Genomic DNA, 21470 nt, shown 5'->3' with positions numbered 1-21470 from the left:
TATCTATTTGAAATTGAAAAAAAATAAACTGAGCAAATTAGTATTTACCCAGTTTATTGTTGGCTCTTAATTAGCGTTATCAAATTGTTTACCTCGATAAACAGTCCCTAAAACTTTAATGTCTTTTATTTTGTTGGCATCAATTTTTAAAGGATTTTCGGCAAGAATGGTGAAATCAGCCATTTTTCCTACTTTAATAGAACCGATTTCATTCTCTAAATTCAAGGTTCTTGCTGACGTAATCGTAATTCCTTTTAAAGCCGTATAAGCATCAATGCGTTGGTCTTGTGAAAACTTACTTTTTTGGGAAGTGACTCTGTTTACCGCGGTCCAAGCCAAGGTTAAAGGTTCGATAGGTGCCATAGCAAAATCGGAGTGGAAAGAAACAGGTACGCCTCGGCTAGTTAATGATTTGATACGAACTAAATTTTCGCCTCTTTCTTTGCCCAATCCTTTTTCAGCATACTTATCCGCCAAAGCCCATAAATAGTATGGGTTAACAGAAGCCTCGATGCCCAATTCGCTTACTTGCGCTGCTTGCTTGTCTGAAAAATACCCCATGTGGTGTAAGGTCAAACGGTGGTCTTTTCTAGGGTTGGTTTTTACATTTTCAGCTACATAATCCAAGACCTGTTGAATGCCCTGGTCTCCATTGGCATGGACATGAATTTTATAACCGGCATCCCAGTAAAACTTGATTTGTGCTTTCAATAAATCCAAAGGTGTCATCCATTCTCCTTGATGTCCATCGGTATAACCGCCTTCCATTCGCATCAATTGAGAATAGATAGCCCCATCTGAGAACAATTTTGTTTGTTTGGGCAAAAACATAATATTGGACGTATTGTATTTTTCAGGCAATGCTTCCATATAGGCTTTCGCTTTTTCATTGCTATTGCCATTCATACCATAAAGTTGTGTTCCATTTCCAATCAAATACACAGAATACGGAGGATTCTTGTCCATTTCTTTTTTAAGCAAATTGTATTCTAAATTAAAATCAGAACTTGGAAAACCAGGTTCAGCTACTGTGGTAATTCCGTTTTTTTGAATCAATTGCGTCATTAATTCCAAACCTTTAGAATAGCGCTCAGGAACGATGAACCATTTTGCAATTTTTGGAACCAATCCTAACCAACCTCCTTCAAAAAAGTGTCCTTTTTTCCAATCCACTTGAGGATTTCCTTTGAAATCAGCTTCTTTGATTTTCATCACTTCTATGGCTTTGTCATTCAGAAATACTTCGTGAAAGGAACGATGCAATACGGCAATCGGTTTATCTTTTGAAATTTTGTTGAGCATGTCTCTACTTAAATCGCCGTGCCATAATTGGTGATAGCCCCAAACCCAATATACCTCATCGGCTTTGGCATTTTTTTGAACCGATTCCGTCAAGGCTTTGATATAGGCGTCGTGACCAATAACTCCCTTTTTGGTTTCTGTAGGCAATACCCAATCATAAGGAGCAATAATTTCGTTAGGTAAAATAGAAGCCGCAATAGACGGGTGCACGTGTGGTTCTACAAATCCAGGCATCAGGGTTTTGCCTTCTAAGTCAACCATATTGTGACCTTCACCTGCTTGTTTCATCGCTTCATCTTCCTTACCTACAAATAGTATTTTACCATCCTTTACTACCACCGCTTCGGCGTAAGTTGCCTTATCTCCTTCCATCGTAAGGATATCACCATTGTAATATACAGTAGCACCATTTTCAGTTGTTGCTGTAGTGCTTGTCTCATTTTTTTTGCAAGAAACCATCATTAGGATGCTCACAAAGAATGCTAAAATTGAGTTTTTCATTTGTGTAATTTTTGAGATTATTTTATATGTGAAGAAATTTATTTAGGGAACAACAATACCATAGAGGCTCTCAATCCAAATCGACTTTCAGCATAATCAGGAGCCGAGATATTGATTCTTGGCCCAACGGCAAAACTGATTTTTTGTTTGCCAAAGGCGGTGATTGCAGAGAAAACAGGTTCAAAATACAGCGTGGTCGTTTTATTTGACCAACTCTCAGTCCATTCCAATTGCGCCGTAACACCAGCGCCAGATTTCCAGTTAAATGAAACAAAGGGATTCACATACATTTGGTTCACATCAGTACGCTTTTCATCCCCCGACACACTCCAAATCTGATTAATTAACGCACCATACGTCCAACCGCCCATTTGCTTGAGTGCCACAACCGTTGGGCCTACGCCAAATTTTTTGGCCGTCAAAAAATCGTTGCTACCTGTGGGCAACAAGACAACAGGACCAGCGCCCCAAGTAAATCCATTTTTAGAGTTTTTTGGTGAAAAAAAAGCACTAGCCACCACATCGGACAATCCTGATTCGTGATTGCCCATTCCTGAAATATTGTATTGAGAAACAATGGGCACAATGACCCTTGTAATGAGGTTCAAGTCATTGGAAAGACTCATGGGAATTACAGGCTGAATGTTCAACGTATAGCGTGAACCTTTCAAATTTCCAATGCCATAATCAATATTGTTTTGCAGCGGCAGTGAAATTAAAGAAGCTATCGGATTGGCTAATTTTTTGGCTAATTCTTCTGTTTCATTTTGCGCAGAAAGAGTATTCATTAGCAAAAAACTAAATAGTAATAGAGTCGCTTTTTTCATATTTGTCTTATTAAAAAAATTATTACTAAAGTATTAAAAAATAATAGTATTAATTAGCTTTTTATAGCTTAATTCTTAATTTTTTTATTCGAAAAATTACAAAAATTCAATATTCAATTGCTTGAACTTAAAAGACAAGCATCAGGTAAAGACGTTTTACTTTTTGAAATAACTCTTTTGCTTTTACCTAATCGATTTTAAAGGTACTAAAAAACTAAAAATCAATTAATTAAAAAGAAAATAAATTACTAGAATTAGCAAACAAAAACACCCTATTCCAAAAATGAAATAGGGTGTTATTCAAAATTTTAGGTTAGAATTTTATCTTTTTGGCACTAGCAAACTATCTTTTGCCGTAGCCAAAGAATCAACAGCAGTAGGAACTACAAGCTCTTTAGGAATACTTTGTTGGCCTTTTTTAATTTTTTTACGAATGACTACCGCATCATTCAAGACAAAAGGTGTAGGCATCATCCAATTGTCTCTTGGTTTGATGTTGAACAATGGATTTTGTAGTAAATCCAAAGAAGATTCTAATAATTCCATATCAATTACCGCCGAAGCATTAATACTAAAATCCAACACCAAAGGCGCATTGTTGACCACGTAATAACTCAATAATTTCTTGCCTTTTCGTTCTAACATTGAACTGGTATCGCCTAGATTTCTCGCACCATTGGCTCTAAAATTGTAAAAAGTCATCGCCTCATTGGCAAAAATATCATAGCGGTTGACTTTTCGATTGGGTATAATTTTAATTTGAATGTGTCGCAAATTACCTGCAAGACTATCTTTTGTAAATACAACTAAAGGTTTCTTTACACCCACTACATCCGTTGTTGCGGCATAAGTAAATCCAGAATTGTATTTGCTAAACAAAGGCATATCGTTAAGTGGCTTAGCGCTCTTAGGGTTGGCTCCTAAGTAGGTTTTCGTCCAGTCATCTAGATTCACATCATACGTCACCCAAAACGCTTGGTCAGTATCTGCATTATACAAGTACACCAAACTATTGGATTTTGCTTTTCCTGCTTCATAATCCGAATTATAATGGCCTTTGGCAAAAAACAACAACGACAACACAAACAATCCCAAAGCCCAACTTCCTTTTCGATTGAATGCGCCAAAAACAGGCAACAACAATCCAAAAGTGAGAACGGTCAAAATTGCGCTTCCAAAAAGAATCTTTAAGCCCAACCCAACTGGGAACATTTGAATGAACGGCGCCAAAAGTAACACCGCAGGAATCCCACAAATTAAATTCAGTACCCAATTCGAACGTTGCGTTAGGACAAACGCCCCAAAAGCAATCAAACCAAAATAAACTGGGATAATCAAAAATCCAGCACCCGTTAGCGAGTTCGCAATAAATCCATTAATGACCATCCAAACTAACAATACCATCACATAATGGTTCATTGTCACTTTTTTGGCCGATAACCAATGGTACATCAAGAAACAAATCGACAAACTCAACACTACAAAAGCCGCTATATAATCGTGACCATTGTAGGTAAATCCGTTGAGCAAATCGTTGTATTGAGGATACGCCCAAAGCAATCCTTTCCAACCAAAATACGTCAATCCACCCGCAATTCCCAAAGCACCCAAAAACGGAATCAATCCTTTGAACAATTCTCTGAAAGTAAAAATGCGTTTGGCTTTGCCAATGAACAAGAAAAACACAAAAAACACTCCCGCAATAATTGTCATAGGTAGTACCCAAGAAAAAGGATAACTGATAAATGTAAACGGAATCGTAAAATACACCTCATCTTCGGCAGCTTGCACGGCGTCCAAATTAGCATTCGAAAAATACGTCAACAAAGGCACTAAATAACGGCCTTGATGCGCCAAAGTGTTTTTGGCCAAATGCTGCGCGTCATCCTGCTGAGTGTGGTAATTGTAATGGTCGTCGATAAACGCAAAATTCAATCCCTGAATGTTGCCTTTTTCTCTAAAAACGGTTAAGTCCGTGTCGTTAGGCAACATTTTGTAAATACTATACATCAACGAATTCGAAACAGGATAGGTCACGCCTGCTTTTGAAAATTCGTTCACCAAACCAGCATTCCCCTTGTTGGTTTCCATCAACATATAACTCGGTCCCGAAGAGCCACGCGCTTCAAAATTGAGTGCCAAACCTACTTCTTTTGCCCAAGGATGTTGGGTAACAAACAAAGCAGCTCCGTTTAGTCCCAATTCTTCTGCATCCGAAAAAACAATAATGATATCGTTTTTATGCGTTTTCTTAGTATGCAAAAAAGCACGAACGCCTTCAATAATCGTAGCTACACCCGAAGCATCATCACTTGCTCCGTGTGAAAAAGAATGCGGCGCACTATCGTAATGCGACAGCAGCAACAACGCTTTTTTAGAATTCGTTCCTTTGATGCGCCCAATAATATTTTTAGACTGTACCAGATTTCCCCAGTCGCTCATTGTGTAGCCTTCTTGTACCTGAGTTTTAATCCCCATCAAATTTAGCTCACGAACTAGCTGCATCGCCACTACATCGTGGTTGGCAGAACCTACATAATGCGGTTCTTTCGTAAGATTCTCAACGGTTTTAAAAGCACGTTTGGTCGAAAAATTGGCTAGATTTTGGTCCTCATAGTCGATGGTTTGCGGCATTTGTAAAAAATAGCCTGCTGCCAACACGAGCAAAAGGACAAAAACTGAAAGTAAAGAAACATATTTTTTCATAGCAATGGGGATGTGGTATTTTAAATATCTTTTTTGACTAGCATATAATAGTCATTTTCCAAAATCATATAACCTTGGTCATACAAGAAATAGTAGGTATTTCCTGTTTTAGTGTGCAAGATAGAAGTAAAAAATTCAAAATCAAAACCCTTGCTCATCAACTTGGCACGGGTAGTTTTGGATTTACCTTCTACATTTAATTCTGACAAAATTCGGTAATTTTTGCGCAACTTATTGTTAATGTTACGCATATAATTGGTGCTATCTTTATTGATTTTGTTGTTATACGCATTTCGGCAGCTATCACTACAAAATTTCTTGTCCTCGCGACCTACAATTTTTTCTCCACATTCTAGGCAGGTTTTCATTCGTATACGATTTAAGTTATAATTCTATCTATTTGGAGCCCAGCAAAAGGCTTTATTTATTAGCATTGGTTCCTGCTGTCCTTCCTATCTTTTTTGCCCCGAGAAAAATCGGGTCAAAAAAGGATATTCCCTCCCATCAGGGCTAAAGAGGAAACAGGGTTTTGTGTTTGTTTTGGTTTCTTAATTTATACCTACTATTTTATTGCGAAATTTGAATAGGAATAGGCTTTAGCCCATTCTTTACATTTCGTTTTGTATTGGGCTTTAGCCAAAATCATAGTACATTTTGGCTAAAGCCTATCTATAATTTACAATCATATCATCTCGCTAAAGCGAGACGCAATTGATTATTCATAATCATTCATCAATCGTTTCTTGCTACTAACCCTACCTACTAGGTTTGAAAAAAACCTTGCAGGAAATCCAGTGACAAAAACTTGTTCTAGCACTACTCGACCTGAGAGGTTTTCAAAACCTTGTAGGTCTACTTCACAGAAAATCAAACTTCTCATTCCAAAAATCCCCCTTGTTACTCTTTAACCCCGATAGGAGCGGCATCCTTTTTTTCTAGACCTGACAGGTTTTTGAAACCTGTCAGGTTTAGGAAAAAAGATATAGCGGATAGCGGGACGATGTTTCCTGAAAAGCCTTTTGTGCCTGTTCCTATATAATCCCCTTCACTATTTTTCTCCGTTTTTTATCTTTTTTATTTCGTACAAATCGGTTCTTCGGTCTTTGAGGATACGGACACTGCCGTGTTCGTGCAGCTCTTTGAGCAAATCCAAATCGACGTCGACAATCAGTGTCATCTCGGTGTTGGGCGTGGCTTCGGCTTTGATGCCGTTGCTCGGAAACGCAAAATCCGAGGGCGTAAACACCGCCGATTGCGCATACTGAATATCCATATTGTTGACCTTGGGCAAATTCCCCACACATCCCGCTATGGCGACAAAACACTCGTTTTCGATGGCTCGGGCTTGGGAACAATGTTTGACTCGGGTGTAGGCGTTTTGCGTATCGGTCAGGAAGGGCACAAACAAGATGTTCATCCCTTCGTCGGCCATTAATCGGGAGAGTTCTGGGAATTCGACATCGTAGCAAATCATCACGCCTATTTTCCCGCAATCGGTATCAAAGGTTTTGATTTCGGAGCCCCCTTTCATTCCCCAATGCTGCACCTCGTTGGGCGTAACGTGAATTTTGGCATACATTTCAGAAGTCCCGTCGCGCTTGCACAAGAAACCAACATTATACAAATTCCCGCCTTCTAAATACGGCATACTTCCGGTGATGATATTGATGTTGTACGAAATGGCAAACTCCTGAAACCGCTTGCGAATTGGGTCTGAATATTTGGCTAATTCGCGTATGGCTTCGGCCTCGGTGAGGTGATTGTAGTCGGCCATCAAAGGCGCGGTGAACAGTTCTGGGAACAACGCAAAATCGCAACCATAACCCGAAACCACATCGATAAAAAATTCGGATTGTTCAAACAAGGCGTCGAGATTGGAGAGCGAGCGCATTTGCCACTGAATAAGCCCTAGCCGAATCACCGATTTTTCGGTGTTGATGAGCTTGGGACTTTCGTCATAATAAATGTTGTTCCATTCGAGCAAAACGGCAAATTCTTTCGAATCTTCGTCGCCTACTAAATAATTTTTGATGACGCGCAACACGTGAAAATCGTTGCTCAACTGAAACGACAATACGGGGTCGTGCAGTTGTTTGCTTTTGATTTTGTCGATGTATTTTTTTGGCGACATTTTATCGGCATACTGCCCGTAATTGGGAATTCGTCCCGCAAAAACAATGGATTTGAGGTTGAGTTGTTCGCACAATTCTTTGCGAGCGTCATACAAACGGCGTCCCAATCGCAAGCCGCGATAATTGGGATGAATAAACACATCGATGCCATACAAAATCTCCCCAAACGGATTGTGGGTCGAAAACGAATAATTGCCCACGACCTCCAAATAATTATGGCGTTTGTCGACCAATTTTTCGTCTACAATCAACGACAAGGCCGAACCCACCACTTTTCCATCGGCCAAAATCACCAACTGTCCTTCGGGAAAAATAGCCAATAATCGCTCGATATCCTCGGAACGCCAATAGGAATCGGCCATTTCGGGATAGGATTCCACCATCGAGTTCTTGAGTTGTTTATAATCCTCAAACGCCAAATTGCGCAATTCTACTTTTTTGATTTTGGTTTGCATTTGTAGTGGGGTTTTAGGGGGTTAGTGAATTGGTTTTTATGACACGGAGTTTAATTTTGAAAAGGTTACTTTATTCATTCTATTTTGAGATGAATCTATTTATTCTTTTACTTTAACTTTAGAATTTAGAATTGAAAAAATTGCTTTTGTTTCCTTAGATATTTTTGACCAGTTAGCTACGGAAGAATGATGAAACTCTAAAGCTTTATTATTGCAAACTAAACGCAAAGTGAAATTCTGTCCTGCAAAGCAAGTTTTCGTAGAAATAGTGTATTCTTGTAAAGTGATTAGTTGATACGCATTTGAAAACATTTTTTTCTTTTCGGCGGGAGTCAATTTAAAAGATTTACGTTCAACTTTTGGCTTATAATTAATGATGCTCTCGGTTACTACCTCTAAATAATCACCCTCATAATCAATTATGTATTTATTCTCATCAATACTAATCTCTAATTGTTCTCGGCAAAAGTCTTCATCAATAACAATCTTACTTGTATCATTTTTACAAGAAATTAAGATTAAGATTAAAAAGAGTTGTAAAAATATTAGTTTCAATTTTATATAGTTTTTTGATAATTACTTCTGATTTGTAAAATCATATCAAATTAAAATTCAATAAATTAAATTTACTTTCATAAAGCAATACTATCTAATTGCTTTGGCAATCTATGTCTAATCAGTTTCGTCAGCTTGTTTAAAAATAAATTTTGTTACAGATTTACTATTTGTAAAAAGCAGATAACCTATCAGTGATTTCAAAAAATAAGCAACAATCCATTTTGAATTTTCGAACTCTATAAACAAAACATCTTGTCTGAAAAATTCGAAAAGAGTTGAACAAAACATTGGTATGCTTCCAGCCAACATTAATCCTCCAATTACAGCAATTGAAATATTTAGTATTGTTGATGCTTTTATATTCAAATCAATCTTTTCCTCAAGGTTCTTTTCAAGTTTCAGTTTCTCTATTAACCATTCTGGTTTAAAAACAAAAAGTCGTGTAATCAACAAATAGATTAATAAGATAAAAAATAAAAATAAAAACATCTCAAGAAGGTTTTCATCCCTCTCATCAAGTGTAACTTGAAGAGTTGAAAAAAATTGAGGAACCACCGTTAATAGTGAAAAAAATAGTGACAATCCTAAAATCTTTATCAGTATTATCCAGAATGTTTTTACTTTCATATTGTTTTATTTATAATGTAATTCTCCCAAATATACTCAAAAATTTCCATTTACAAACGGTTACAAACAATTACAACCGAAAGTAAATGGGATGCAACCGACTAATTATCAATCGGCACCGCATCTTTGCCCTGTCGAAATGAAACAACGACCTTGTTGCTCATCCGACACGAACATTTTAATTATATGCCTAACTTTTAAATTTACACGCCATGAATGCAATGAAAAACAGAGTACAATTAATCGGTCACGTAGGAAACGAACCTGAAATCAAAACCTTCGACGGAGGTAAAAAAGTAGCCAATCTTACTATCGCTACCAACGACACTTACCGCAACGACAAAGGAGACAAAGTAGAACAAACCGAATGGCACAAAGTAAGTGCCTGGGGAAAAACAGCCGACATCATTGAGAAATACGTGACCAAAGGCAAGGAAGTAGCCATCGAAGGCAAACTCACTCACCGCAGTTACGAAGACAAGAACGGGGAGAAACGCTACATCACTGAAGTGATAGTGAATGAAATCCTTTTGATGGGCAAATAAAATCCGGAGCTATGAATGTACAGGTATTTTCCGTTCGGGTAGATGCTCCTCATTTGGCGCACGACCAGCAACAACTTAATGATTTTATCGCCTCGGTAGAATTGGTACAATCCGATACTCATTTCATCGAATCCGATGCGAGTTATTGGTCGGTTTTGTTGCACTATAAAGAAAAAATCAATCTTGCGTCTCAGGAGAAAGCGTCACTCACCGACCTAACCCAAGACCAAATCGATAGGTTTGAACACTTGAAAAAATGGCGCAACGAAAAAGCCAAAACGAATGGCGTGAAACCTTTTGTAGTCTGTCACAACAGCCATCTGATTCAAATAGCGGTGCAACATCCACAAGCCCTATCCGATTTTCAATGGATTAAGGGATTTGGAGAAAAACGAACGCAACAGTATGCGGATGAAATCATTCAGCTATTAGAAAACATACATCTAAACCAGGAAGAATTAATTTAAAATATATAAGCCATTTGAGTTTTCTATAAGCACGGAATTTTTCAAAACCATAGAAGGCATTTAAGGACATAAAAGGCTGAACAAAAGCTTGAGTGTTCTTGATGCCTTTTATGGTTTAATATTATGTGTTTTTTGAACTTTGTGGTTAATTATTGGCCACGGATGTCGCGGATAAAACGGATGCAACGGATTTTTAATGGAACTTAAATGTCCTTATTTGATTTATTACTATGCGAATCTTGCGCTTGCTTTGTGAACTTTGTGGTTAATTATTGGCCACGGATGCCGCGGATAAAACGGATGTAACGGATTTTTAATGGAACTTAAATGTTCTTAAACACTTTATATGATTTATTCCTTTGCGAACCTTGCGCTTTCCTTGTGACCTTTGCGGTTAAACTTTAGACAAAGATTTCACACAATTTAAAGAATTAATTATTTAAAACTTTGCGCCTTTGCGTCCTTGCGGTTAATTTTTTTACCACAAAGCAACACGAAGAAGCCACTAAGACTCACAAAGCAAAAGTAGTGCAATTGTTGTATGCTATACCAAAACTTATATGCTCTTATTTGCCTTATATGATTCAAAAAAGCTTTAATCAAAACTTCAATGCCTTATATGTTTTAAAATTCTCAGCAAATTAATACAACCCTCTCGCTACTCGATACGTATTAGCATGAGCCTCAATTATGGTTTTAATCGCAGGAGAATAACCGCCACCCATACTCACTTGTACAGGAATACCCAAAGATTTACAAAGGCCTAAAACATAGCTATCTCGAGCTTTACATCCTTCTAAAGTACACCCTAATTTCCCTAATTTGTCCGTACCCAAAATATCCACACCCGCTAAGTAAAAAACAAAATCGGGACGATGGAGGCTGAGTAATTCTGGAAGTGTTTCTTGTAGAATGGCCAAATAAGTTGAATCATCTGTCTTGTCTGGCAAAGGGATATCGTAATCTGAAATTTCTTTTCGAAAAGGATAATTGCTTTGACCATGCATTGAAAAAGTAATGACTTCCGTATTATCTCGAAAGATTTCTGCTGTGCCATTGCCTTGATGTACATCGAGATCTACAATGAGGATTTTATGGCACTTCTTCTGATTGATGAGATACTGAGCTGCAATCGCTTGATCGTTGAGTAAGCAAAAAGCCTCTCCACGATTCGAGAATGCGTGATGAGTTCCACCAGCAATGTTAAAAGCAATACCGTGTTCCAGGGCGTGATTACAACCTACAACTGTGCCTTGTGCAATACGCAACTCTCGCTCGACCAACGCTGCAGAAAGTGGAAATCCGATACTACGAATGGCTTTGGCATCAAAAGTCAATTCGGTTAGAGCCTTAACATAAGTTGGTGTATGCACAGCATGAACTAAAGATAAATCAATAGGTTCAGGGGAATAAAAATCAGTAGGTTCTGCTGTACCTTCGTGGAGTAACTGCTTAGGAAGCAGTTCGTATTTGAGCATCGGAAAACGATGTCCTTCTGGTAGTGGATGTTTATAAATGGGATGGTTGGCAATAAAAAACATAAAACACTCAGTTGAGTGTGCAATGTAGTAGCAATTTTAGAATTACGCTACTTTTTTAATCAAATCAAACATAGGACAACGGCCGCAACGTTTGTTTTCGCCTTTCTCGTATTTTCCGCAACATTTTGACTTGCAGTTTTCGGCAACTTTGATTTTAGCCAAAAGCGCTTTCTTCTTTTGGTCTTTCTTTTCTTTTTTGCCTTTTTTCTTGTCCTTTTCTTTGTCTTTCTTACTCATGTTGGTGTGGTAGACTAAAATTCACCGACAAAGATACTTTGTTTTTATTAATTCTAAATAAATTTTAACGAAAAAATTAAAAGGCTTTTTCTAAAGCAATAAAATGAGTCAATTTTCCTTTGGCATCAAAAATTGGATAACTTTTGATTAAGCAGTCATAGGTTTTACCATTTTTTTTATAATTGATTACTTTTGACTCAAAGGGGAGACGATTATTGATTTTTTCACGTATTTCTCTAGAGGTTTTCATGTTTGTTTTCGCTCCATGAAACATTTTGGGACTATTTCCAAGTACTTCCTTTTCGGTATAACCATTCATTTTCAAAAGATTGTTGGAAGCAAAAACTATCTCTAATTTGTCATTAGTCAGAATAACAACATCTTCTAAAAGTGAGTCTCTCAACATTTCCGTAGCAACTACCTCTGTATTTTTGGGTAAAATACGTTGTAATCGATTAAAATCAGTAAAAGAATTTTTAACGGTTTCTATAAACTCTCCATGAAAACTCATTGAAACCATCGAAGTTACTTTTAAATCTAAAGTACTAAAGTACCTAGCTTTTGCGTTTTCGTAGTGTTTAATATGTACCATAATAACTGTATTAGACTCCAAAAATAGTTGATTTTTAAAACGTATGGCTACAAATTAGTGCATTTAACTCTTGTTGAGGCTTGTACAATATTAAAAATCAAACTGTAATTGTATAGATACGGCCTTTTTCTGTTCCGTATTAAGGTTACTTAACGCAATACCAAGCAGTCGAACAGAATCTTTTAAACGCTCTTGATACAAAAGTTCCTTACTAATATCTAAAATCAAATTTTGATCTGAAACAAAATAAGGTAACGTTTTACTTCTGGTCTGTTGCGAAAAATCACTGTATTTTATTTTTAAGGTCACAGTCTTACCAGATATATTGGACTTCCGCAGTCGTTTCTCTAATTGTAAGGCAATACTTTTCAATTTCTCTACCATAAAAATTTCAGAGGATAGATTCACATCAAACGTATGCTCTGCTGCAACAGATTTGGTTACACGAGAGGATTGCACTGGACTATCATGAATACCCCGAACGACATTAAAATAATAACTACCTGATTTACCAAAATGATCTTCTAAAAAAGGGAGCGTTTTATTTTTTAAATCTAAACCTGTAAATATTCCTAATTGATACATTTTGTCGGTAGTTACTTTACCTACTCCATAAAATTTATGAATCGGTAAGTTTTCTAAAAAAGGAATGATATCAGCACCACTAACTGTTTTTTGACCATTAGGTTTATTGTAGTCACTAGCTACCTTTGCGATGAACTTGTTAATTGAAATTCCGGCTGAAGCTGTCAAACCAACTTCGGATAAAATTCTAGCACGAATTTCTGAAGCAATTAAAGTCGCACTTGGATTTCCTTTTTTATTTACCGTTACATCCAAGTAGGCTTCATCTAAAGAAAGAGGTTCTACCAGATCTGTATAATCATAAAAAATGGCCTGTATTTGTTTGGAAATTTCTTTATATCGATCAAAACGTGGAGGTACGAAAATTAAATCGGGACAATATTTTTTGGCCAATACGCCGCTTAAAGCACTACGAACACCAAATTTACGAGCCTCATAACTCGCTGCTGAAACGACACCTCTATTTTCGTTACCACCGACTGCAATTGGCTTTCCTTGCAACGCTGGATTATCCATTTGCTCCACGGAAGCATAAAAAGCATCCATGTCAATATGAATAATTTTACGTGTTGAAAAACTTGTGTCCATGCTTGAAATATTTTATTCTAATGAAAAGAGAGCGTCACTAGCAACCACAAAAAAACCTAGAATTTTAAATCCTAGGTTACCTTAATTTTAATGCCATATAATATAACTATTTTTTGATAATAGTTTCAATAGTTACTTTCATAGATCCAGCAGCTTTAGAGGAGGCAATAGCCATAAATGCTTTTTTAGATAAATCAATTTCTCTTGATTTTACAAATGGCCCTCTATCATTCACTTCAACAATAACCGATTTTCCATTGGATTCATTGGTTACTCTAATTTTGGTTCCAAAAGCAATTTTTTTATGAGCAGCTGTCAATTTATGCATATCAAAACGCTGACCACTTGCCGTTTTACGACCATGAAACTTATCAGCATAATACGAAGCATGACCATTCTTTTTGTACAACACATACTTAACTGTAGGATCAAACAAAGAATCTTTTAACAAACCGGTCAATAAAGGATTTATTTTTTCTTTTTTAATGCTGTCTTTAGTACTGGATACTTTCTCTTTCGTATTGTTTTGGCTATATCCAAAAAGAATTAAAGCAAATACGAAGAGAACGGCTAATAATTTTTTCATGTAAACTCATTTAAATTAATACTAATTTAAAACGTACTGAATCGCTTCAGTTGTTTTAAAAATTAAAGCCACAAAGCCCAAGGTATCCTACTTAAAATTAGGAGTAAACCCAAGCCGTAAAACACAGCAAATGTTTTAAACTGTGCAGATGCATCGGTAAGTTTTTTATGTTTAGACCAACCAATGGTAATCAAAACAATGGCAATGATATTGATTAAAGGATGCTCTAAAGAGGTCAATCGTAATGCTTTGTCTGCCATTTGCCCGAAAACTTTTAAACCAAAAGGGGAAATGAAATAGAGTATAAGCCCGATTAGAAATTGAACATGAGTAAAAATAAGTGCAAATAAAGCAATTTTACGATCTTTAGCGGTAAATGCTTTTTTTGAAGTGAATCCCACTATAGCATTCACCACAGCAAACACTAAAATTAACAACACCAAATAGGCCCAACCAGAATGAAACTTTTGTATAAATTCGTACATAGAATATTGTTTTTGAATGTCAAATATAAGAAAAAATGGGGTAAAAAAAAACCCTCATTTCATTTTGAATGAGGGTTTTTAAAAAATTAAATCTCAGAGATTAGTTAAAAGTATAACGAACTCCTGTTTGAATTTGCCATCTTGATGAGTTAAGACCAACATCATCAACTTGATTAATATTGTTTGCGACAGTAGGGTTATAATTGAATGTTGGTGTGTTTGTTCCTGTTAAGAAACTAACTTGTTGTAATAACAACACTTGATCATTACTTACAAAATAACGTTTTCCCCAGTTTTTATTTAACAAGTTAGTAAAGTTAAAGATATCAGCAGTGAAAGCCAAAGAGTGTTTCTTGTTACCAACATTAATTGTGAAATCTTGGGTGATTTTTAAATCTACAATATGACTTGTTTTCAAACGATCAGCATTTCTTTCTGCGTAATTACCTTTTCTACTTCTTAGGTATTCATTACCTTCAATAAAAGCGCTTAATGCCTCCCACTGTTGATCTGGAGTTAAGGTATTATTTGGAACAGTAACTAAATTAATGTCACTTTTTTTAGCAGGAACAAAGATTAATGCAGAATTACGAAATGTATCTTGTAATAATCGACCACTGTCATTGTAAACATAACTAAATGGAGTTCCTTGCGCTCCTTCATAGAAAGCACCAATTGTTGTTTTTGTAAATTTAGACCACTTAAAAGTAGCGGTACCATTAACAACAACTCTTCTACCTTGATCAAAATCTGATCTTGAAATGGTTGGAAAATTAGCTCCATTTACTGTTTCTGTAAACTCCCATTGAGAAACGTTCTGAGAAGATGTCGCATCCATTATAACTGTAGATTTACCATATGAGTAAGTTCCTGAAATGCTACCATCTATAAAATCTGATCTAAAGGTCTTAGCTAAGGTAAAAGAATAATTATAAGCCATACCTTCTTTTGTATTAGAGGCTAAATAAATCCCAGTATAAATTGGATCTACTCTACTTGTACCGTTATAACGTGGTCTTGTATCTGCTCCTGTTAAATTACTTGACGCAGCCTTTATATTTAAATTTTGGTATTGTACTGCTGATATATTATCATTGTAAGTAATTTCAGAACTTAAAACGAAACCTAAAGGAAGTTTTTGATCCACTGCAAAACTTGCTTTAAAAACTTGTGGCAATTTAAAATCCTTAGCAAATAAATCAATATTTCCCCCTCTACCTCCAGAACCTGGTCTTGGAATAGACGTTGGCAAACCAGTAAGTTGACTATTCACACTTGGATTAGGATTAAATACAGGTAATTGAGCAGGAGTCAATTGTGGAACTGAACCTTGAGAAATTCCGTTGTTGTTGTAGGTTCCACCAGGCCAAACCAAAGGCAATCTTGATGTAAACACACCTAAACCTCCTCTAATTTGAGTTGATTTATTCCCCTTAACATCATAATTAAATCCTAAACGTGGAGCAAAGTGAGCGGTATTATTGATAGCTTGACCTACTCTAGCACCTTTTAAATCTTTACCAGCTGCTTGCAACAATCCAACTGTACGTGTGTTAAAGTCATTATTAACCAAACCATCTTCCCAGACCGGCATATCAACTCTAATACCGAAATTTACTCTAAAATTATCAGATAGCTTCATATCATTTTGAACATAAAATCCAAATTGTTTAGCGCCAAATTCTGCAGCTCCAAGAGACGCATCACCTTCACCTCCAATTAAAGAATAATTCATATTGTATCTATTTGATCTACCATTGGTCATGAATGCATTAAAGTTTGCAAATCTATATGAACCAAAATTATTTCCAAAAAATACATTTTTTGATTTTGAAAACTCATTATGTGTACCAATTGTTATTGTATTAATACCAGATTGTATTTCAAAATTATCCGTAATGGTTAAAACATCTTGATTCAACAAATTAGCCGTTGAAAAACCTTCAGCCCCAAAGAAAATACTTCCTGGACCATCTTCAATTTGAACAGTTGGAAAAGGAGAGCCTGATGCATCACGATCATCACGAACGCCAGTATAAGCCACAACTAAGTTGTTTGAGAATTTATTTCCGAATCTTGAACTAAGTTCTAATGAAGTTGAATTTGTAGTTGATTTAAAAAGTTGACTACCATTAATGAAATTAATAGCTGTAGCCGAGGATCTATTAGGTGAAAAGTTTTCAGCCTTAACCAAACTATGCTTTAAAGACAATTTATGATTATCATTAATGTTCCAATCTAATTTAGCAATAATTTTATCACTGATTAATGTTCTAACATTATTAGTATAAGACCCTGGGTCATAACCATAGTCTTTAGCTAATTTGGCTTTCAATAATTCAATATTAGCTAAAGCAGTTTGAGGATTAAATGGAGAACCACCTATTGATCCTGTATAAGTTGAAATGTCAAAAGGTTGTGGTGTCTCATTATCTTGTCTTTCGTAGTTTACAAAATAAAATAATTTATCTTTTAAGATTGCACCACCTGCTCTAATACCATAAGTTTGAGCAGAAAAATCAGCTAATTTTTTTCTTCCCGCTGCTCCTGCTAAAGAGGGTGGAGTTTTTGCTGCTAAATTCTCATCTCTATTTAAGAAATAAGCTGATCCTTCAAAATTATTAGTTCCTGATCTTGTGATTGCACTAATAGCTCCACCGGCAAATCCAGAAAGCTTAACATCGAATGGAGAAACACTTACTTGAAACTGATCAATAGCATCAATAGAAATAGGACTTACTCCTGTTTGACCACCATTTGTTCCATTTGCTGCAAGTCCAAAAACATCATTACTTACTGCCCCATCAATATAAATAGCATTAAAACGATTGTTTTGACCACCAATAGAAAGAACATCATCTCCTCTAACCTGAGCTTGTGGGGTCAATCTCGCAAAATCAGAAATATTTCTAGAAAGCGATGGCAAAGCACTAATTTTTCTAGAATCTACAACTGTTTGAGAGCCTGTTTTCTTAGAATTGAACGTATTATCTCTTGAAGCTTTAACAACCACTTCTTTAAGCTCATTAGTCTCACTAATTAAACGAACTTTAATGCTTTTGGATTCACCCAATTGCAAAACAACATCTTTATCAACATAAGGTCTAAATCCAATAAATGAAATAGTAATTTCATAAGGACCTCCAACTCTCATATTTGATATTCTGAAATTCCCAGTGTAATCTGTTGTCGCACTGTAGCGAGTACCCGAAGGGGTATGCACTGCTAAGATTGTAGCTCCTGGTAACGCTTGAGGTTGTTTCTCGTCATCAAAAACTACACCATTAATTGAAGATGTTGTATTTCCTTGTCCATAAATAGAAGGAACTGAAAATACAAAAAATGCAAGTAATAAAAATAACTTAATTGAATTTTTCATGCTTTTTTATTTGGTTTTGATTTTTAGCAAAATTCCAACTTTTAACATTATCTTATGTTAACTTAACGTTAACATAAGTCCCATGGCTTCCTAATTTACAGACAATTGGCTTTATTATGCTGATTGCGTTAAAAAATAAAAAATAACACATGTTTTTTATTCAAAAAATACATTTTTGTTAAAATCATAACATTTAAAAAGGCTTTATTAGCCTAAAAAATAGCCAAAAGCCTCTCCTAACCTTAAATAAAACATAAATAAAGAGTAAATTTTTTACAAAATAAATTTTAACTCAAGGCAAAATCATGTTTTTACCTACTTACTATCTGTTAATTTTTACAAAAAATACAACAACCAAACCTTACTATTATTTAGTAAAACACAATAAAAAACGCTCTATCCATTTTACTATTACCCTTGTCTACCAATTATATAAACAGCACCCTATGATAAACAAAAAAATAAAGCATAAAAAAACCACCTCGTGTGAGGTGGTTTGAAAATATAAAACGGTGTATTAGAAATTGTAGCGTAAACTAAAATTCCAAGTTCTACCAAAACCAAAGAACACTTGGTTTCCATCGGCTACACCTTGATAGGTTCTACCTAATTCTTCATAGGTTTTTCCGCCTGAAGCAATGTCATTAGCAAAAATATTGGTTCTGGATTCAGCAATGTACGTTTTATCTAAAACATTGTTTACATTCAATCTAAAATTGAATGATTTGTCATTATGTTTTCCAACTAATAATTTATAAGACACTCCCATATCCAACAAACCGTAAGAAGGCAATTGCAATGATCCTTTGTTATCTGCTAGTGTAAACTTGTCTGGAGAAATAGAAGCATATAAACGGTCTGAATGTCTGTAGTTGGCGTCCACAAATAGTCTATCAAGCACTTCATAGGTCGCTCCGATAGAAGCAGTCAATTGTGCGGCATCACCAACTTTTACACCATCCAAATACAAAGTACTTGTTGATCCACCACCAATAGGGTTATTGGAGATATCAAATCGTCTGCTTTCACTATTCCCGTCATATTTCCAATCTCCAATAGAGAACATACCATTTACTTTTAGTTTTGGTGTCACTCTTGCATTGGCTTCTAACTCAAAACCTGTGTGTACTTGTGTAATTCCTGAGAAATCATAATAACCTCCTTGATTATCAATAGCTTGATCTGAAGCTCTTTGATATCTATCTTTCCAAGTAGTATGATACACATTTACATTGGCATTAAAAAATCGAGAACGAAAACCATAACCAGCTTCCAATCCAACAACTTTTTCATTGGTTAGATTGTCATTAACTAAAGAAGCATTGTTTGGGTAAACGGCATTAAAGAAAGGTTGTTTCGAATAATATCCTGCATTTACAAATACATTATGTTGCTCATTGATATTATAATTGGCTCCCCCTTTAACATTTCCACCTAAAATATTTTCATAAGCTGTAGAAGATAAATCAGAAGATGAACTATATTTAAAGTAGTCGTCTCTTCTAAATCCTTGTTGCGAAACAGCTCCTTGAACAAAAGCCGTCAAATTATCATTACTGTATTCTAATTGCGTAAAAGCGCCATACCATTTCACCAATCCATCATTATTGAAACCAAGTTTTGGTTGGTTACTTTCACTATAAAATGGATTCCAACTTGGTTTAGTTGAAACTGTATTATAAATTAAATTAGGAATTTGAACTCCAGAAGCGTTCACATTATTTACATTGCTATTATCAGCATATCTATCAGACCCCAACAAGTTAGAAAGTGTTTGGTAATGCATTCCTCGGTAAGCTCTTGCATCTACCCCAAAATCTAGCGTGAAATTTTTCGACAATTTCTTATTCAAATTCACTACTCCACCGTACCAGTTGTGTGAATTAATATTAGAAATTTGGCTAATTCCGTTGGTAGCATTATTAGCCGTTGAACTATTACTTTCATAAGCACCATTTACTTGCGCTCTTGTATACGTTTTTCCTCCAATAGTTACAGTTTGACCTGAATTGTACGCTTGGATTAAATCTACATTAATTAGTCCATCTGGCGTTCTCAACGCATCATGAAATTGTCTGTTTCCTGCAATGGCACCTGTACCATTGGTTCCACCACCACGTCCAAAAGACCCATAAACTACCGCGGACATTTTAGTGGTCTCGTTAATGTCATAATCCCAGTTAACAGACATTACAGGTTTATGATAATAGTTGGTACTAAAACTAAATTCCTCACCATTTAAGTATCCCCAATCAGAATTGTATTTAATATCCGGTTGCCCGTTTGCACCATATTTTAAGTAGCTTCCAATAGTAGGTGCTGTATTTCTCTTGTTGTGCCATTGAGGCGCTCCTGTAAAAGTAAATTGAAAATCATGTTTTTTATTAGCGGTTTTATAACCTAAACCCACAAAATAATTATACCCTTCAAATTTTGTTCCATCCACATAACCATCTCCAGAAGTACGACTAAACAATACAGAAGCCGATAAACCATTTTCCAATACCCCAGTAGAATAACTAGCCGTTGATTTCAAGTATAGATCATTACCAAATCCTGTAAACAAAGACCCTCCTTCTTTCATGTCTGAAGTTCTAGTTACTACATTTATAGTTCCTCCAACCGAAGAGATGGCCAATTTAGAAGACCCTAAACCTCTTTGCACTTGCATGGCCGAAGTTACATCAGACAAACCTGCCCAGTTACTCCAGTAAACTGCGCCATTTTCCATATCATTAATAGGCATACCATTTACCATTACGGCGATATTTCTTTGATCAAATCCACGAATATTGATTCGAGAATCTCCAAACCCACCACCAGCTTTAGTAGTGTATACTGAAGGTGTGTTGGCTAAAATTTCAGGAAATTCTTGAGATCCTAATTTCTCTTGTATTTCAGCGGCTTTAATTGTTGATACCGCAACTGGTGTTTTTCTGTCTTTGGCTACATCAATCACGGAACTTTTTACGATAATTTCTTTTAGCTCATTAGAATTTGAAGTTAACACAATCGTTCCGATATCTTTAGTAGCTCCATTGGAAACTGAAAAACGAACAGTCTTGGTTTCAAAACCAAGGAATGAAATAACTAATTCCCCAGTACTTGCCGTTGTAGTCAAAACAAAACTTCCATCAAAATCAGTTGTTGTTCCTATTGGCGATCCTTTAATTACAATGTTAGCTCCTGGTAAAGAACCATCATTATCTTTAATTTTTCCTGTAATTTTCCCTTGTGAAAATGCCGTTGAAAATGCAAAAAACATCATGCAAAATAGCACATAATTCTTAATTCCCTTCATTGTTTTTTTGTGTTGTTTTCTTTAAAAATTAATTTTTTGCAAAATTCAGCCATTAA

General features: G+C 35.8%; 18 protein-coding genes. 2 read left to right on the top strand and 16 right to left on the bottom strand.

From position 1 onward, the window contains the following. Nucleotides 1-66: 66 nt before the first annotated feature. The 8 genes from AO58_RS0105250 to AO58_RS0105215 all read right to left on the bottom strand — a co-directional run bounded on the left by AO58_RS0105250 (nucleotide 67) and on the right by AO58_RS0105215 (nucleotide 9108). Entirely contained in the window at nucleotides 67-1803 is a 1737-nt protein-coding gene (locus AO58_RS0105250) for an amidohydrolase (RefSeq protein ID WP_035717385.1), read from the bottom strand. A 38-nt stretch (nucleotides 1804-1841) separates the two neighbouring features. Continuing rightward, nucleotides 1842-2591: a transporter gene (locus AO58_RS0105240; RefSeq protein WP_051536611.1), complete on the bottom strand. Its 750-nt coding sequence runs from the start codon at nucleotides 2589-2591 to the stop codon at nucleotides 1842-1844. A 360-nt stretch (nucleotides 2592-2951) separates the two neighbouring features. Next, nucleotides 2952-5336, bottom strand: a complete 2385-nt coding sequence (locus AO58_RS0105235) for a M28 family peptidase (protein ID WP_024980696.1) — start codon at nucleotides 5334-5336, stop codon at nucleotides 2952-2954. Between the two features lie 20 nt (nucleotides 5337-5356). Then, complete coding sequence (locus tag AO58_RS0105230) at nucleotides 5357-5704, bottom strand: hypothetical protein (RefSeq protein WP_024980695.1); 348 nt, start codon at nucleotides 5702-5704, stop codon at nucleotides 5357-5359. 347 nt (nucleotides 5705-6051) lie between these two features. Then, entirely contained in the window at nucleotides 6052-6216 is a 165-nt protein-coding gene (locus tag AO58_RS17960) for a hypothetical protein (protein ID WP_155959409.1), read from the bottom strand. A gap of 168 nt (nucleotides 6217-6384) precedes the next feature. Beyond that, a complete protein-coding gene (locus AO58_RS0105225) occupies nucleotides 6385-7923 on the bottom strand; it encodes a carbon-nitrogen hydrolase family protein (RefSeq protein ID WP_024980694.1) in 1539 nt (512 codons plus the stop codon). Nucleotides 7924-8022: 99 nt separating this feature from the next. Beyond that, nucleotides 8023-8478: a hypothetical protein gene (locus AO58_RS0105220; RefSeq protein ID WP_024980693.1), complete on the bottom strand. Its 456-nt coding sequence runs from the start codon at nucleotides 8476-8478 to the stop codon at nucleotides 8023-8025. Between the two features lie 117 nt (nucleotides 8479-8595). Beyond that, a complete protein-coding gene (locus AO58_RS0105215) occupies nucleotides 8596-9108 on the bottom strand; it encodes a hypothetical protein (RefSeq protein WP_024980692.1) in 513 nt (170 codons plus the stop codon). A 212-nt stretch (nucleotides 9109-9320) separates the two neighbouring features. On the opposite strand from AO58_RS0105215, the gene AO58_RS0105210 reads away from it, so the two are divergent. Both AO58_RS0105210 and AO58_RS0105205 read left to right on the top strand, forming a co-directional pair. Next, entirely contained in the window at nucleotides 9321-9653 is a 333-nt protein-coding gene (locus AO58_RS0105210) for a single-stranded DNA-binding protein (RefSeq protein ID WP_024980691.1), read from the top strand. An 11-nt stretch (nucleotides 9654-9664) separates the two neighbouring features. Then, nucleotides 9665-10120 carry an HRDC domain-containing protein gene (locus tag AO58_RS0105205; RefSeq protein WP_024980690.1) on the top strand — a complete coding sequence of 152 codons (456 nt, stop codon included), beginning with the start codon at nucleotides 9665-9667 and terminating at the stop codon, nucleotides 10118-10120. Between the two features lie 641 nt (nucleotides 10121-10761). Here the strand turns inward: AO58_RS0105205 and AO58_RS0105195 are convergent. The 8 genes from AO58_RS0105195 to AO58_RS0105160 form a co-directional block, all read right to left on the bottom strand. After that, a complete protein-coding gene (locus AO58_RS0105195; protein WP_024980688.1) occupies nucleotides 10762-11661 on the bottom strand; it encodes a histone deacetylase family protein in 900 nt (299 codons plus the stop codon). Nucleotides 11662-11703: 42 nt separating this feature from the next. Beyond that, nucleotides 11704-11898, bottom strand: a complete 195-nt coding sequence (locus AO58_RS0105190; RefSeq protein WP_024980687.1) for a hypothetical protein — start codon at nucleotides 11896-11898, stop codon at nucleotides 11704-11706. Between the two features lie 76 nt (nucleotides 11899-11974). After that, nucleotides 11975-12490, bottom strand: coding sequence for a PAS domain-containing protein (locus AO58_RS0105185; protein WP_024980686.1), 516 nt, complete (start codon nucleotides 12488-12490; stop codon nucleotides 11975-11977). 90 nt (nucleotides 12491-12580) lie between these two features. After that, nucleotides 12581-13663 (bottom strand): DNA polymerase IV, encoded by a 1083-nt coding sequence (gene dinB / locus AO58_RS0105180; RefSeq protein WP_024980685.1) that lies wholly within the window; start codon nucleotides 13661-13663, stop codon nucleotides 12581-12583. Nucleotides 13664-13769: 106 nt separating this feature from the next. Beyond that, nucleotides 13770-14249 carry a septal ring lytic transglycosylase RlpA family protein gene (locus AO58_RS0105175; RefSeq protein ID WP_024980684.1) on the bottom strand — a complete coding sequence of 160 codons (480 nt, stop codon included), beginning with the start codon at nucleotides 14247-14249 and terminating at the stop codon, nucleotides 13770-13772. Nucleotides 14250-14311: 62 nt separating this feature from the next. Next, nucleotides 14312-14734 (bottom strand): hypothetical protein, encoded by a 423-nt coding sequence (locus AO58_RS0105170; protein ID WP_024980683.1) that lies wholly within the window; start codon nucleotides 14732-14734, stop codon nucleotides 14312-14314. Nucleotides 14735-14834: 100 nt separating this feature from the next. Then, entirely contained in the window at nucleotides 14835-18113 is a 3279-nt protein-coding gene (locus AO58_RS0105165; RefSeq protein ID WP_024980682.1) for a TonB-dependent receptor, read from the bottom strand. A 517-nt stretch (nucleotides 18114-18630) separates the two neighbouring features. Then, complete coding sequence (locus tag AO58_RS0105160; protein ID WP_024980681.1) at nucleotides 18631-21414, bottom strand: TonB-dependent receptor; 2784 nt, start codon at nucleotides 21412-21414, stop codon at nucleotides 18631-18633. Nucleotides 21415-21470: the final 56 nt, after the last annotated feature.

The sequence above is a fragment of the Flavobacterium succinicans LMG 10402 genome, from assembly GCF_000611675.1.
Classification (GTDB): Bacteria; Bacteroidota; Bacteroidia; order Flavobacteriales; family Flavobacteriaceae; genus Flavobacterium; species Flavobacterium succinicans.
Note: the sequence above shows the minus strand (reverse complement) of the source record. Positions and strands in the feature narration are given on the sequence as shown.

Coding starts and splice junctions, on each gene's coding strand:
- AO58_RS0105250 (WP_035717385.1), bottom strand. CDS start 1,803: ATGAAAAACTCAATTTTAGCATTCTTTGTGAGCATCCTAATGATGGTT.
- AO58_RS0105240 (WP_051536611.1), bottom strand. CDS start 2,591: ATGAATACTCTTTCTGCGCAAAATGAAACAGAAGAATTAGCCAAAAAA.
- AO58_RS0105235 (WP_024980696.1), bottom strand. CDS start 5,336: ATGAAAAAATATGTTTCTTTACTTTCAGTTTTTGTCCTTTTGCTCGTG.
- AO58_RS0105230 (WP_024980695.1), bottom strand. CDS start 5,704: ATGAAAACCTGCCTAGAATGTGGAGAAAAAATTGTAGGTCGCGAGGAC.
- AO58_RS17960 (WP_155959409.1), bottom strand. CDS start 6,216: ATGAGAAGTTTGATTTTCTGTGAAGTAGACCTACAAGGTTTTGAAAAC.
- AO58_RS0105225 (WP_024980694.1), bottom strand. CDS start 7,923: ATGCAAACCAAAATCAAAAAAGTAGAATTGCGCAATTTGGCGTTTGAG.
- AO58_RS0105215 (WP_024980692.1), bottom strand. CDS start 9,108: ATGAAAGTAAAAACATTCTGGATAATACTGATAAAGATTTTAGGATTG.
- AO58_RS0105210 (WP_024980691.1), top strand. CDS start 9,321: ATGAATGCAATGAAAAACAGAGTACAATTAATCGGTCACGTAGGAAAC.
- AO58_RS0105205 (WP_024980690.1), top strand. CDS start 9,665: ATGAATGTACAGGTATTTTCCGTTCGGGTAGATGCTCCTCATTTGGCG.
- AO58_RS0105195 (WP_024980688.1), bottom strand. CDS start 11,661: ATGTTTTTTATTGCCAACCATCCCATTTATAAACATCCACTACCAGAA.
- AO58_RS0105190 (WP_024980687.1), bottom strand. CDS start 11,898: ATGAGTAAGAAAGACAAAGAAAAGGACAAGAAAAAAGGCAAAAAAGAA.
- AO58_RS0105185 (WP_024980686.1), bottom strand. CDS start 12,490: ATGGTACATATTAAACACTACGAAAACGCAAAAGCTAGGTACTTTAGT.
- dinB (WP_024980685.1), bottom strand. CDS start 13,663: ATGGACACAAGTTTTTCAACACGTAAAATTATTCATATTGACATGGAT.
- AO58_RS0105175 (WP_024980684.1), bottom strand. CDS start 14,249: ATGAAAAAATTATTAGCCGTTCTCTTCGTATTTGCTTTAATTCTTTTT.
- AO58_RS0105170 (WP_024980683.1), bottom strand. CDS start 14,734: ATGTACGAATTTATACAAAAGTTTCATTCTGGTTGGGCCTATTTGGTG.
- AO58_RS0105165 (WP_024980682.1), bottom strand. CDS start 18,113: ATGAAAAATTCAATTAAGTTATTTTTATTACTTGCATTTTTTGTATTT.
- AO58_RS0105160 (WP_024980681.1), bottom strand. CDS start 21,414: ATGAAGGGAATTAAGAATTATGTGCTATTTTGCATGATGTTTTTTGCA.